The organism is Bacillus solimangrovi, from assembly GCF_001742425.1.
GTDB classification, from domain to species: domain Bacteria; phylum Bacillota; class Bacilli; order Bacillales; family Bacillaceae_N; genus Bacillus_AV; species Bacillus_AV solimangrovi.
The window spans coordinates 51,441-64,696 of the sequence record NZ_MJEH01000007.1 but is presented as its reverse complement, the minus strand read 5'-3'; the positions used below and the strand labels follow the sequence as shown (position 1 = coordinate 64,696).

Below are 13,256 nucleotides of genomic sequence, written 5' to 3'. Positions count from 1 at the left end.
AAACAGTCCTTATTAACTGTATAGTTCAGGTTGAATGGCTCCTATTATTTCTAATTATACTTCGCAACCATCGCTTTCTCAACACAGGCTGGAACGAGGTCTCTAACACTCCCTTTATATTTGGCCACTTCTTTTACAATGCTTGAGCTTAAATAAGAATATTGATTATTTGTCATCATAAAGAAGGTTTCAATATCTTCATTCAATTTTCGATTCATAGCCGTACCTTGCATCTCATATTCAAAGTCTGACACCGCTCGAAGACCACGTAATATTGCTTTTGCCCCAATTTCCTGAGCATATTCAATAAGTAATCCTTGAAAACTATCGACTTCGACATTTGCAATATCTTTCGTTGCTTCGCGAATGAGCTCCATTCGTTCTTCAACTGAAAAAAGTGGATTCTTTGAAGAATTATTTAATACACATACATACACTTTGTCAAACACACTTGCCCCTCGTTTAATAATGTCTAAATGTCCGAGCGTAATCGGATCGAAGCTACCCGGACAAACCGCTACACTTGCCATTCTTTATCCCCCTAACGTTATGCTACTATTCAGAATGCATTCGTCTATAAATAGAAATAGCTGTCGTTTTGTTATACTCCTCATGTTTCAGTCGTTCGAAGTCTACCACGAGATCAGCTAAATCTGAATCAGCTGGATGTTCAGTAACAATCCAACCTCCTTCTACAACTAATTCCATTTCTGAAATCGTTTCCATTAATGGTTTCAGTTTTATCTTCTCATACGGTGGATCGAGGAAAATCACTGAAAATTGCAAATCGCGTTTATGTACTGCCTTTAGTGCACGGTTTGCATCATTTCGATACACTTCAGCACGTTCTTCTAACTTAACAGTTCGAATATTATCTCGGATTGTTTCAATAGCCTTCGGATGACGATCAACGAAAATCATGGAATCAAGACCTCTACTTAATGATTCAATTCCTAACGAACCACTTCCGGCAAACAAATCCAACCCTATACCACCTTCGAAATAAGGACCAATCACATTAAACATCGCTTCTTTTACTTTATCAGTCGTTGGCCTTGTCGAATTACCAGGGACAGCTTTTAATTGGCGCCCTTTTTGCGTTCCAGCAATTACACGCATACCTTTCCCTCACTTTTTCACTAAAAATACATATAAACATGCATACGAATAACCTATATGTCATAGACCTTTCTAATCGAACACATTTCGACATTAATCCTACCATAAAAGGGAACAATACTACAATTGCAGTTTAAATGATTCCATCGGCTCTATAGCCAGAAGTTTTAAAATTAAGTAGAAGCTATACATCGTTATTACAAAAAAATAATACTATAAGACAATTAAGTCTCTGAGAAGTTTCACAGTATTTAATGTATAAAGATTTTGCACTCGGTCATAATGAGTAGTAACAACATCACATTAGGTGTTGTTGCCAACCGCGGAGAAGACTTACGTTTCCCCATAAGTTCTTCCTCCGGTTTCTCCTCTCCCTTTGCCTTCAACCTCTGTATCATTTAGATATTTCGAGGAATATAGAAGGACCCTGCAAGTATGTCCTTGCAGGGATTTTTTTTATTCAAAAAGCACCCGTAATAAAACAGGTGCTCCAAAATTACTGTATATTAATTCCTTCATCTCTTTTTACGATTTCTAACCTTAATATCTCTTCAAACCATTTCTCTGATATATATACATGACCATTTATTTTCTCCAATGGTTTCGATGTTAGTCCATAATCTTCTTGGTTATAAATAAAGAAGCTCTCATTTAGAAACAGTCGCCACGTATTCCCACCTTTTCGTACAAGAAACGTTTCTTCACCTTCAAATTCAGTAACCTCAAAACCAACTGCCTTTACAACTTGAACGAGTGGTAAATACATCTTGCCTCGTTGATATACAGCATGCCAATTTTGATTAATCTGCTTACCACCAAAATACACATCACGTTCATCAACAAAATATAATGGCTCTAGAGGAGCACTTATTTCACCATTAATACTGAAAAATTGTGTCTGTCTTCCTGTTACATAACTTAACGCATCATCTAAATCTTGTAATGTGACAAGTTCCGTTTCTTTCTCAAACAACCAAATTATAAATCTTTCTAATTCTTCTTCATTTAATTGAGTTTGCAGCTGCTCAACCATCTGTCCAACCTTACCGTCGACTGTGATCTGCTGATTCACAAGTGGAGGGAAAACTTTCCAAATCCATGTTATATCTTCTGTAGACGGTCTCTTTGAATCCAAAATATAAGCTAGTGCAATTTCTTCATCTGCGTCTGTTTGATTTATCTCAACAGGCAAAACGACTAGAAGTGGTGCTAGCTTTACATTACTTTTTGTCGTTGATACTACCGTCAAACCAGAATAATCAGGTAGATTTTCAAACCAACTGTTATTCAAGTTATATGTGGCACTTTCAGATAAATAAGATAAAACTTTATCATTCGATAACTTAGCTAATGGCTCCTCGCTCATATATAACGGAAAAGAAGTTGTATTTTGTTTCTCCCATGCGAAATATCGCAAATATTCACGCTTCACATCAGCAAGATTTAATGCTCCAGCTGCCCATGCAATAGCTGTATTTGTTTCCTCAGAAACTGTAACACTCATATTTGCAGCATACGGTTGTAATTCTTCATCTAGGAATTTTATGTACCAATCTTCTAACCAACGACTCGTATCCTCTTCATTCAGTGATAGTTCGTAAGTGAGTGTAACCTTAGGCGCACCTTCAACGTTTAGTTGTTTGCTCTTTGGGTCACCTATCCATTCACACTTACTTTTGCTATCAAACTCACACAATACATCTGATGAACCTTTAGGAATTTGCACATAAAACTGCTGTTGTTGAATATTTTGTACATTCTGTTCGACCTTTAATCTACCAGCTTGATGAGTTACCTTTATTTCATAATTAAGCGGTGATGTCTGCATCCTTACAACTGCAGATTCACCACGTTGATAACTTAACCACTGGTATCCTACTAGTCCAGTAATAATAAACACAAACAATATAAGCATACCGAATATTCGTTTAAGCATAAATAATTCCCCTAACCCGAATTTCTTATTATTAAATAACATACCAAAAAAAGTACTGTTTGAGATTAGAAATTTCCAAACTTTTTCTTTTTTTCATTTCTCTATTATAAAACAATAGAATGTGTACGTATGTACTTATTTATTATCAGGACGATTGTCACACGAATGTTTCACTATTACAAATGACTCCCCTTTTCTTCAATTTTCTTATTTTACATGCTAAAGTATAAAATGTAATGATAAGGAGGAATTTTGATGATTCAACGTTTTATTGAACTTGGAGAAGGCTATTCAGATCTGTACGAGCTGATTGAAATAGCACAAAACAATCAACACCGCTTAGTTCATATGATGGCTTTTTACACAAAAATAAATGAGCGTGACGTCGCATCTCTAGCTGTCGTATTGCAACCAACAAATCCAGGGAATTTTCAACCTATTTACATATGTCGAGAAGGTATTCCAAACCCGCATGTAACAGCGAATCAACGGTTTAATTTATTTAAAGAGGCTGCAACAAAATTAGAAAAAACGTTAATTGAATTTGATGTGAAACCATCAACTACCTTTGGAGAAAAGGAACTTTACTACCAGCACCTCATCGGTATACTAAGAATGAATCATTTTATACCACCGATGCAATAACGATAGAAATTATATACTAAAATTAATTAACCACTAGCAAACTGTGAATATTATCGATATAAAAAGCCATGAACCACTCAATTATGAAGCAGTTCATGGCTTGTTTTAACTTGACTTTGCAAAATCAAATAACCGAGCAAAACGTTTACCATCTAATATTGGTGCAATATAGAAATTAACAAGCAATGCATTAACCATGAAAAAAATTGCAGAGAAAATGAATACACCCCTTAAGCCAATGCTTGCTGCTAACCATCCTCCCAGAATTGGACCAAGCATATTACCAAGATAAATAAAACTATTTGAAAACCCATACGTTCGACTTTCCATGCCCTCTGGAGATAAACGTTTAATTAGTGCATTGACAGTCGGTAATAAACCACCTACACATAAACCTAGTAAGAAACGGAATAAAAATAACTGCCATAACTCGTTGACAAAAGCATGTGGTATTGAAATACATGCTGCTGCAGTTAATGTAATGAAAAGAATTCTATGAGGACTCTTCTTATCTGCTAACTTACCAATCTGTGGTGATGCAATCATGTTTGAGATTCCCATTACCGAAGTTGCTGCCCCAGCAAGGAAAGCTACATTTTGTCCAGACGAAAGCTCTTGCACAAATAGTGGAATGATTGGATTAACTCCGAGCATAGCTAACTGGATCAAAAATGCAGTAAAAAAGAGAGCTAACATCGGTTTCTGTGCTGTAATACGTTTGAAATCTTTAATTGCATTACTCTTCACTTGATTACCTGTTGGTTTTTCTATTTCTTTTACAAATATAAGAACAACAATTGCCGCAACTAATATACAAACTCCAGTAATGTTAAAAATAAAACGAAAACCAAATGATTCTGCCATTAGTCCTCCAAATAAAGGACCGATAATACTACCAGCTACTGCACCAGATTGAAGTGTTCCCAGAGCGTAACCAACACGTTCCTTTGGTGTATTTGTCGCTACTAAACCAATTGATGCTGGAATAAACCCACTCACTATACCATTTAATAATCGAACGATTAGTAGCCCGAACGGACCTGTTGCAAAACCTGTTAAGATAATGACGATACTCATCCCAAAACCAGAACGTAAAATCATTAGCTTCCGTCCATGCTTATCAGCAAGCCTTCCCCAAAATGGTGAAAAAATAAAAGCAGTAAAAAAATTAGCTCCAAAAATTAACCCTGACCACAAGCTTACTTTATTAGGGTCGGTTACTCCAAGCTCTTGCAAATACAGTGGTAGGAACGGTAGGATCATCGTCATTGATCCTAGTACGATAAATTGGCAGATAAATAGAATCCATAGATTTCGTTTCCATTGTTCCATTTATTTCACTTCCTTTAATCTACAACCTACTCAAACAATATAGGTCACTATAACGCAATAACGTTATGTTATCAACTTATCGAATTTTACAAAATCCATTTGTACCTAGTGTATTGAGAATGACAAAACTGTAATTCAAGCTAAATGTTGAAATTTTTAACCTCAAAACAAAAAAAAGAAGTACTCATTAACTGAGCACTTCACACTTAACATTTTCACACTATTAAATTACCATTCCTCCATCAACACTTAACACTGCACCTGTAATAAAACGTGCGTCATCTGAAGCTAAAAAAACGTATGCATTAGCAATGTCTTCGGGCTCACCTAATATCCCTAGTGCTGCTCTAGCTTTCATAGCTGCTACGACTTTCTCTGGCATTTTTTCAACCATTGGAGTTTGAATAAATCCTGGTGCAACGGCATTTGAACGAATCTTGTCCTTGCCCAGCTCTTTCGCCCACGTTTTTGTCATACCAATTACTCCCCATTTTGATGCAGCATAGTTTGTTTGTCCGTAGTTCCCGTACAATCCAACAACACTAGATGCATTTAAAATTGTACCCCCAAACCCTTGTTCTTTCATTTGTTTTGCAGCTGCTTGTCCAACAAGATATACACCCTTTAGATTGACGTCAATAACATTTTCCCACTGCTCATCTGTCATTTTTGCGAGCGTACTATCTGCAGTAATACCTGCATTGTTCACAACACTATCGAGCTTTCCGTATTGTTCAACTGTCCTTTCAATCATAGCTTGAACTTGTTCACGATTAGTAACATCAACTACTATACCAATTGCTTCACCATTATCTTTGTTAATCGCATCAACCGTGCTGTTAATTCCGTGCTCGTTTAGATCAACAACAACAACCTTCGCACCTTCTTTTGCAAACTTTTTCGCAGTCGCCTCTCCAATCCCTTGACCAGCACCTGTTACAATCGCTACTTTCCCCTGTAATCTCATCTTCTTATTCCTCCCACTTTGTAAACGGTTACTTCTTTAAGGATATAAAATTGTAAGAAGGTGTCCCCTTTAAGAGACACCTTTTTATTATGCACGTTCGATGATTAGAGAGGTTCCTTGTCCTCCACCGATACAAAGAGTTGCTAAACCTGTCTTTGCATCTCGACGAATCATCTCATATAACAGTGTAATTAGAATACGAGTGCCTGAAGCTCCAACAGGATGACCCAGTGCAATGGCACCCCCATTAACATTCACTCTTTCTTTGTTAATCTCTAAATCTTTCACGACTGCGAGAGATTGAGCTGCGAATGCTTCATTAGCTTCAACTAGATCAATATCATGAATCGTTAATCCTGCCTTTTGAAGCGCTTTCTTAGTTGCTGGAACTGGGCCATACCCCATAATTTTCGGATCTAGTGCTGCTGAAGCATATGACTTAACTGTTGCCAAATAAGTTATACCGAGTTCTTCGGCTTTTTCTTTTGCCATTAAAATGACCATCGCACCACCATCGTTTATACCTGAGGCATTACCTGCAGTTACCGTACCATCCTTCTTAAATGCAGGTCTTAGCTTCGCCAACTTGTCCATTGTCATCCCATTTTTAGGATACTCGTCTGTATTAACTACAAGAGGTTCACCCCTGCGCTGTGGAACTTCTACAGAAACGATTTCATCTCGAAAACGTCCTTCTTTTTGTGCATTCTCAGCTTTTAATTGACTCTCTAACGCAAATTGGTCTTGCTCTTCACGGCTGAAACCCCATTGCTCTGCAATATTTTCCGCTGTAATTCCCATATGTATACCATGAAATGCATCAGTAAGCGCATCATGAATCATTGAGTCGACAATTTTACCATCACCCATGCGCTGACCCCAGCGCGCATTCGGCATTAAGTATGGTGCATTACTCATACTCTCAATTCCACCTGCCATAATGACATTGGCATCACCTAATGAGATAAATTGGGCAGCCATACTTACTGTACGCAAACCTGAACCACACAATTTGTTAATTGTCATAGCAGATGTTGTTTCAGGCATACCAGCTTGAATCGCTACTTGACGGGCAGGATTTTGCCCTTGGCCTGCTGACAATATGTTACCTACTAGAACCTCATCAATCATATCAGGTGATATGCCTCCACGCTTCATCGCTTCCTTAGCAGCTACTACACCTAGATCAACTGCAGACACAGATGAAAGTGCACCACCAAATGATCCAACTGGTGTACGTGCAGCGCTTACAATTACAACTTCTCTCATTCCAAACATCCCCCTTTATCCAATATATGGACTTATACTTCCATTAAATTGAATGGTTTTACAACCTATAATGGTTAGTTGACACGAAAAAATGATGTAATTACAAAAGGTGTTCTATTCTGAATTTTTCAACTTTTATCCCTTATACTGTATCATTTATTGTTAAGAATTTCTATGATTGTATTTAAAAGATAATAAGATAGATACTTAATGTCATCACTCTTGTAAAAATATTGGAGATGTATCCTGTTTTATGGATAAAAGAAAAACAGATGCATTATATATTAGCACCTGCTTCTCTTTATTAAAGACCTAGCTTGTAATCATATTCTTTTGCTTTATCCGGTTTAGAGTTTTCATATTCAGTCTTCAGAAATGGTTTATAAGAAAAGTCTACACGCTTAACGTAATGAAGCGAAGACAGTTTTTCCTTCCAATCGCTTGCCATTTCCAGATCTACATACACTACAGCATACTTCAATCGTTTTGAAACATAATGTACATTTCCGAAACGGCGCAATTGTCTCGCCTGTTTTAATGAATGTAACCATACAATTAGTCCTTGCCGTTTCACGTCCATACCTAAGTTCTCCTTTACCATCATGTTATCACTTTTATTTCTATATATTTATTGTAGCTATTTAATTCTTTCTAAGAACAGCCACAACTTCCACCACTTGAACATCCACATCCTGATTGGAAATGTGGATTACCCTTAGGAACTTTAATAAATTCTGAGACAGATTGACCAATAAACGTGCTTACTTCATCTAATAAGTCTTGAAGTTGGCGTTCTGCTTTCTTAAAGTTAGCCACTGCCTCATGCATATCAACCTCACGTTTCATAATTCTGACACTTTTAGTCACCTTATGATAATCAGGATGATAACGTCCAAAACGTTGTACATCTTCATATAACTCTTTTTCCCGATTGAATGCTTGAATTAAACGCTGGGCTTCTTTGTCTTGTGCTAATGTATGTTTACATTCAACGTACTGTTGAAAGAGATCTGATTCAATGATATTTTGTGCTAACATTTCTGATTGCATAAGCAACTCTAACCGTTCCGATGTCGCTACTATCAATTCGGAACACCTCCACAAACGTATTTTAACAAATTATAAACAATTTGTCTCATATCTTATGACCCTTTCTTCATCAACAGTGCAGGGTCCACGTTCGTTAGTAATTATTATTTCATTCAAAAAAGGGGTTTTTCAATATAATATTAAAACCACTTGTTATTAAAACAACGAAACTAATATTAAAAATATGACCTTCAATCAATGTTAATGTCTCATAATAAAAAAAGAAAACTGCGTTAAAAAATACGCAGTTTTAGATCGTAATTTCAATTGTTTTCTCTACTCCATATGCACGTTCTTCATTTTTCACAAGAGCGATTTTCAACTCATGCTTTCCTGCTGGTAAGCCACGTACGATAAATGCAGCTGTATAAATATTGTCAATCCTTTGACCATTTAAAGAAAGTTGAATGTATCCTTCACTATTTTTACGAGCCGTTTCACCCTTATTAATAAAGTGGAAATCAGGTATGTAACACTCTACATACACATCATTTCCCTTTACAGAGTGCTTCACCTTTATTGATTGATTATCAGTCTGCATTTGCTTTAAGGTCGCTTCATGCCTTAATTCATCTTGAGTCCATGCATTTGCATTCGAGTAACCAGTTAATATTGTAGCTATTAAAAAGGTACAGCATACACCTGTAATTTTCTTTAACACTTAATCATCCCCTTATGTTTGACCTCACATATAGTGTTTGCAAACAGGGCTGATATTAACCACGTTCTATTTTAATTCAAATGAAGCTAATCAGGTAATTACTGGCGAAATCTTTTCACTATACCCTTATTAACTTTAAAGTGAAGATTCAAAAATTGACTAACTATCTTTCATCGCTTGCATCATTGCTACCATCATTGAAACCATTTGTAATTGTTGACGCATTCGATTCATTTGCTGTGGTAATGTACGACCATAATAATACTTTGATTCATCTTCAATTTCCATTATGGATTGAAAATCTCTTGATAGAGACCGATACCATTTTGGATTTTCGCGTACAAATGCCTTTAAATCAGGACGATTATTTAATATTTCTTGAACCTCCAATCGCATCAAATTACCCCCTCATTAATCTTGTCTAAAGAAAAACGGATTCCGATTTTGTTGTGGAGGAGCAGGCGGAGTTGGTGGAGTAGGAGTATTCGGTATCGTAGGTGTTTGTCTACTCGCCTGAAATTGTTCAAGAAGTTCTTGTATATTTCCAATTGCTCCACTCATATTTGCGATATGTCCTTGAATAGAATTCATATCAATGTTTTTCACCATTGATAATATTTGTCTAAATCCTTCGTTATTGCCTTCATCCTTATCTGTCTTTTTATCATCACTTGTCTCAGCATCAACATTAGCTGACGCAACTTCTTTTAGATAAGGTTTCCAAACATCATCTTCTTCACCTAAAATATGCCAATCTTCATACACATTTTGCCATGTTTTATTACCTTCTCTCACTTCAGTAATGAGAGTAGGATGCTTCCGTACAAACTGGCGAAAAGAATCAATGTGTTTTTGATCTGCCATTTCATTCACCTCTGTTCGCTCAATTTAGTCTTTTATACAATTGATAATGAAAAATAAGACGTATGCCCATTAATAAAATACAACATTTACATGAAATTGGTGCGCCCATTTTTTCAGAAAGGTGAATGAAATACTACTGGATTTACTGAAGATGCAGCAAATCTCTCATTAATGATTATTAACTTTCTCTAAAACTAAAGTTAATTATTAAATATCTACTTAATCCAAAGCTGTTTGAATGAAGTTTTGAGTATAATATTGCTCATAAACGCCAACTCCAAGATGTGTAAAATCCGAATGTAGCAGACTTTCACGGTGACTTTCACTATTTAACCAACCGATTACAACAGCAGGTGCATCCGTATACTTCGCTGCAATATTCTCACCTGCGCTCAAATATACGATATTTTCCATCATGAGCCGTTTTGCAAGATCTCCATTGGTCGGTGATGTATGTGAAAAATAATCATTTATTTTCATATCCTTGCTATGATGAACTGCTGTCTTTGCTATTTCTTCATCCCATAATAACGAAGGAAGGTTATAACGATTTCGAAGTATATTGGTTATTTCAAAAACTTGACGTTCATTTCCATCTTCCACCTCTTTTATCTGCTCTGTACTTAATGGTTGAGGAGATAGTAAACTTCCACGATACACCATATCAAACTGACGTTGCTTCACTAATGTCTCATTATCCATATATCGGATTGCCATCAGTTTGTCAGTAAATTCATCTACGTATAACTGTGCCCATGCATTGCCTAAATTCATCAAATAATTATCTGAACCGTTTTGATCAATTTTTAATTCAATCAATTCATCTGCTACTAAAACTTCTATACGTTCATCAATCATTTTTTCTAACAAACCTTCCTGTAAAGCTGAACCAATTTCAAATGGAAAAAGTGATAAGTTATCACCTAAAGCAAATGCTGTTACAACCTTACCTTCATGCAAACCAAATTGAATATAATTTTCAGACTCTTTGTAGTAAACCCACCAAACGTAATCATATGCAGAAACATCCTTTCGAGTAGGTTGTCCGAATTGCTCAATTATCATATCCTCACTTTCACCAATAAAAGCATGGATAGGTTTTTCTTCTCCTATGTATGCAACCTCTTTCGCAACTTCATTGTATTCAGTTTTGTTTTTCTCTTCTGTTTTATGTTCATCGTCATCTTTTTGTATACCCATATACATAACTAAAAAAGCAACTATCATTAAAAAGACATAAGGTGCTCTCATTATTTTTCACCTCTCATCATTATTCTAGTTTCTATTAAATAGTTAACCTTTCTACCAAACATATTCAGTTCATATACGCAATATGTATCGTAATGGCAATTTAAAATAGAGTTAGTAGATAGGGGTTAATTTCTTACTAGTAACATGCCTAATTGAAGCATGTCTAGCTTAATTAGTAACGAATTAAACGATACTGAATCACCTAAACATGATATTTACACAGAAAAAACGCCTAAAAATTAGGCGTTTCAATGATGTAAATGTGGAGGTTCAGAAATTTCGCTCAAAGCAACTTCTGCTGCTTTATCTGAGTCAGTATCAATCGCTAAATCTCCAAGTGAAAGCATACCTATAAGTCGATCATTTTCACATACAGGGAGGCGACGAATTTGATTATTCGACATTAACTCTACCGCCTCAGTTACATCTGTCTCGGCCGAAACTGTCGTCACATCTTTCGTCAAAACATTCATGACAGAATTTGAACCAGGTCGTTTCTCAGCAAGACCACGTACAACTAGGTCACGATCTGTCACAATTCCAAGTAACCTGTCACTTTCACAAACAGGAATAACTCCAATGTCTTTATCTTTCATTAATAATGCCGCTTCATAAACATTATCATCAGGTGTCAAAAACACAACATCACTTGTCATTATATCTCGTACTCGTTTCATCAAGATCACCTCAATAATTTATTTATAAACATTATTTAACTAACCATTATTCCTGTATAAACAATTGAGTCCAATAGTTACCATACATACCACCCTCAGCATACCCTACTCCAATATGAGTCATTTCAGGATCTAGAATATACTTTCGATGTTTTGGCGAATCCATCCAAGCTTTTACAACTCCTCGCACGACTGGTTGACCTGCTGCTATGTTTTCTCCTGCATATGAGTAATTAATATGAAAATGACTAATCATCTCTAACGAAGAGCCAAACTTAGGTGATTCATTACTAAAATAGTTATTATCACGCATATCTCTTGATTTGTAACGTGCAACACGCGATAACTCCACATGTTCTACTAATGGATTAAGGCCATGTTTTGCTCGCTCTTCATTAGTTAATTGAATGACTTGTTTCTCTAGTGTTTTGATTGCTTCATTGGAAATAGGTACATATACTTTATCACCGGGATAAATTAAATTAGGATTACTAAACTGTTGGTTTGTTTGAATGACTTCTGATAAGCTCACATCATATCGATTAGAAATGATCCATAACGTATCACCTGGTTGAACGATGTGCACAGTAGTACTTTTTGCTAGTACAGGTTGTCCTCCTACAAAAATACTCGTAGAAAATAGAAGTCCACTCCATAAAAAGAACCACCATTTTCTCAAGACTACCTCCTCCTTCTTGTCATTAAGCATGCCTCTCTACATATTGTGACCAAAAAATAAAATATCTCTCTTATAATTGAAAAAAGATTCCCCAATCATTAATTAACTGCTACAATTATAATGGTCTGGATTGTAACGTTTTCTTTTTAAATTTTTATTAGTTGCATCCAATTAATGTTCATACTATGATTGTTTTATATTGAACTGTCATCAAGGTTTATCTACTTATGGAATGAACATTTAATATTATCCAAATGAAAAGTGAAACATAGGAGGGATTATAGACAATGAAACTTGAAAATATTGCTCTTGAAGGTAAAATTGTCGATATTAAAATTTTAAATGAAGTGATGAAAAAACATCAACTCGTTTTGGGAGAAACATGGGATTATGAGCGTGTATCTTATGATCGCAAGTTCGAAAACCTTGATACAAGTGAAGTGTTCTATCTTCGTGTACTTGGTCATGCAGTTGAAGGTAATGTAGACTCTCAACATGCACAAGTAAAATTATTAGCTCCACTATTAGGAAAACATTATTACCCTCATGGCGTTGAATATGGTGAAGGTGAAACATTCCCGAAAAATATCGTAAGTAAATCAGAAAAGATTTTACAAAAAGCACTTGAGGAAATTGACGCACTTTCTAAATAATTACATATAATAAAACGTCCAACATATGTTGGGCGTTTTATTATATGCACGGAAAAATGCCTTCAAATTCGAAACTTGTTATAATATAAGAATGTCAACATTTTTAAAATCATG

Annotated in this window: 16 protein-coding genes; 2 read left to right on the top strand and 14 right to left on the bottom strand. The window is 35.7% G+C overall.

The features are described from left to right. Nucleotides 1-50 precede the first annotated feature (50 nt). The 3 genes from coaD to BFG57_RS03455 form a co-directional block, all read right to left on the bottom strand. Nucleotides 51-530 carry a pantetheine-phosphate adenylyltransferase gene (gene coaD / locus BFG57_RS03465; RefSeq protein WP_069716077.1) on the bottom strand — a complete coding sequence of 160 codons (480 nt, stop codon included), beginning with the start codon at nt 528-530 and terminating at the stop codon, nt 51-53. A 25-nt stretch (nt 531-555) separates the two neighbouring features. Next, complete coding sequence (gene rsmD, locus BFG57_RS03460; protein ID WP_069716076.1) at nt 556-1,119, bottom strand: 16S rRNA (guanine(966)-N(2))-methyltransferase RsmD; 564 nt, start codon at nt 1,117-1,119, stop codon at nt 556-558. A gap of 496 nt (nt 1,120-1,615) precedes the next feature. Further along, the gene (locus BFG57_RS03455; RefSeq protein ID WP_069716075.1) at nt 1,616-3,055 is read right to left on the bottom strand and encodes a stalk domain-containing protein; all 1,440 of its coding nucleotides are present in this window, start codon (nt 3,053-3,055) and stop codon (nt 1,616-1,618) included. Nucleotides 3,056-3,310: 255 nt separating this feature from the next. Here BFG57_RS03455 and BFG57_RS03450 point away from each other — a divergent pair, with 255 nt between their 5' ends. Next, nucleotides 3,311-3,700, top strand: a complete 390-nt coding sequence (locus tag BFG57_RS03450) for a DUF7147 family protein (RefSeq protein WP_069716074.1) — start codon at nt 3,311-3,313, stop codon at nt 3,698-3,700. Nucleotides 3,701-3,805: 105 nt separating this feature from the next. On the opposite strand, the gene BFG57_RS03445 is transcribed toward BFG57_RS03450, so the two are convergent. The 11 genes from BFG57_RS03445 to safA all read right to left on the bottom strand — a co-directional run bounded on the left by BFG57_RS03445 (nt 3,806) and on the right by safA (nt 12,489). Further along, nucleotides 3,806-5,032, bottom strand: a complete 1,227-nt coding sequence (locus BFG57_RS03445) for an MFS transporter (RefSeq protein WP_069716073.1) — start codon at nt 5,030-5,032, stop codon at nt 3,806-3,808. A gap of 223 nt (nt 5,033-5,255) precedes the next feature. Then, nucleotides 5,256-5,999 carry a beta-ketoacyl-ACP reductase gene (locus BFG57_RS03440; protein ID WP_069716072.1) on the bottom strand — a complete coding sequence of 248 codons (744 nt, stop codon included), beginning with the start codon at nt 5,997-5,999 and terminating at the stop codon, nt 5,256-5,258. Nucleotides 6,000-6,086: 87 nt separating this feature from the next. Beyond that, a complete protein-coding gene (locus BFG57_RS03435) occupies nt 6,087-7,268 on the bottom strand; it encodes an acetyl-CoA C-acetyltransferase (protein WP_069716071.1) in 1,182 nt (393 codons plus the stop codon). A 304-nt stretch (nt 7,269-7,572) separates the two neighbouring features. Next, complete coding sequence (locus BFG57_RS03430; protein ID WP_069716070.1) at nt 7,573-7,848, bottom strand: YlbG family protein; 276 nt, start codon at nt 7,846-7,848, stop codon at nt 7,573-7,575. Nucleotides 7,849-7,919: 71 nt separating this feature from the next. Continuing rightward, on the bottom strand, nt 7,920-8,354 hold the full coding sequence (locus BFG57_RS03425) for a YlbF/YmcA family competence regulator (RefSeq protein ID WP_069716069.1): 435 nt from the start codon (nt 8,352-8,354) through the stop codon (nt 7,920-7,922). Between the two features lie 253 nt (nt 8,355-8,607). Next, the gene (locus tag BFG57_RS03420) at nt 8,608-9,018 is read right to left on the bottom strand and encodes a hypothetical protein (RefSeq protein WP_139125046.1); all 411 of its coding nucleotides are present in this window, start codon (nt 9,016-9,018) and stop codon (nt 8,608-8,610) included. Between the two features lie 159 nt (nt 9,019-9,177). Next, on the bottom strand, nt 9,178-9,414 hold the full coding sequence (locus tag BFG57_RS03415) for a YlbE-like family protein (RefSeq protein WP_069716068.1): 237 nt from the start codon (nt 9,412-9,414) through the stop codon (nt 9,178-9,180). Between the two features lie 15 nt (nt 9,415-9,429). Then, nucleotides 9,430-9,882, bottom strand: a complete 453-nt coding sequence (ylbD, locus tag BFG57_RS03410) for a YlbD family protein (RefSeq protein WP_069716067.1) — start codon at nt 9,880-9,882, stop codon at nt 9,430-9,432. Between the two features lie 219 nt (nt 9,883-10,101). Beyond that, on the bottom strand, nt 10,102-11,133 hold the full coding sequence (locus BFG57_RS03405; protein ID WP_083249042.1) for a CAP domain-containing protein: 1,032 nt from the start codon (nt 11,131-11,133) through the stop codon (nt 10,102-10,104). A 248-nt stretch (nt 11,134-11,381) separates the two neighbouring features. After that, on the bottom strand, nt 11,382-11,810 hold the full coding sequence (locus tag BFG57_RS03400; protein ID WP_069716066.1) for a CBS domain-containing protein: 429 nt from the start codon (nt 11,808-11,810) through the stop codon (nt 11,382-11,384). Between the two features lie 46 nt (nt 11,811-11,856). After that, nucleotides 11,857-12,489 (bottom strand): SafA/ExsA family spore coat assembly protein, encoded by a 633-nt coding sequence (gene safA / locus BFG57_RS03395; protein ID WP_069716065.1) that lies wholly within the window; start codon nt 12,487-12,489, stop codon nt 11,857-11,859. A gap of 287 nt (nt 12,490-12,776) precedes the next feature. Here safA and BFG57_RS03390 point away from each other — a divergent pair, with 287 nt between their 5' ends. Next, nucleotides 12,777-13,142, top strand: coding sequence for a YugN family protein (locus tag BFG57_RS03390; RefSeq protein WP_069716064.1), 366 nt, complete (start codon nt 12,777-12,779; stop codon nt 13,140-13,142). Nucleotides 13,143-13,256 lie beyond the last annotated feature (114 nt).

What these genes read in the sequence shown, in the direction of transcription:
- BFG57_RS03415 (WP_069716068.1), bottom strand. Translation starts at nt 9,414, where the DNA reads ATGCGATTGGAGGTTCAAGAAATATTAAATAATCGTCCTGATTTAAAG.
- ylbD (WP_069716067.1), bottom strand. Translation starts at nt 9,882, where the DNA reads ATGGCAGATCAAAAACACATTGATTCTTTTCGCCAGTTTGTACGGAAG.
- BFG57_RS03435 (WP_069716071.1), bottom strand. Translation starts at nt 7,268, where the DNA reads ATGAGAGAAGTTGTAATTGTAAGCGCTGCACGTACACCAGTTGGATCA.
- BFG57_RS03400 (WP_069716066.1), bottom strand. Translation starts at nt 11,810, where the DNA reads ATGAAACGAGTACGAGATATAATGACAAGTGATGTTGTGTTTTTGACA.
- BFG57_RS03440 (WP_069716072.1), bottom strand. Translation starts at nt 5,999, where the DNA reads ATGAGATTACAGGGGAAAGTAGCGATTGTAACAGGTGCTGGTCAAGGG.
- BFG57_RS03405 (WP_083249042.1), bottom strand. Translation starts at nt 11,133, where the DNA reads ATGAGAGCACCTTATGTCTTTTTAATGATAGTTGCTTTTTTAGTTATG.
- BFG57_RS03390 (WP_069716064.1), top strand. Translation starts at nt 12,777, where the DNA reads ATGAAACTTGAAAATATTGCTCTTGAAGGTAAAATTGTCGATATTAAA.
- coaD (WP_069716077.1), bottom strand. Translation starts at nt 530, where the DNA reads ATGGCAAGTGTAGCGGTTTGTCCGGGTAGCTTCGATCCGATTACGCTC.
- BFG57_RS03430 (WP_069716070.1), bottom strand. Translation starts at nt 7,848, where the DNA reads ATGGACGTGAAACGGCAAGGACTAATTGTATGGTTACATTCATTAAAA.
- BFG57_RS03455 (WP_069716075.1), bottom strand. Translation starts at nt 3,055, where the DNA reads ATGCTTAAACGAATATTCGGTATGCTTATATTGTTTGTGTTTATTATT.
- rsmD (WP_069716076.1), bottom strand. Translation starts at nt 1,119, where the DNA reads ATGCGTGTAATTGCTGGAACGCAAAAAGGGCGCCAATTAAAAGCTGTC.
- BFG57_RS03445 (WP_069716073.1), bottom strand. Translation starts at nt 5,032, where the DNA reads ATGGAACAATGGAAACGAAATCTATGGATTCTATTTATCTGCCAATTT.
- BFG57_RS03450 (WP_069716074.1), top strand. Translation starts at nt 3,311, where the DNA reads ATGATTCAACGTTTTATTGAACTTGGAGAAGGCTATTCAGATCTGTAC.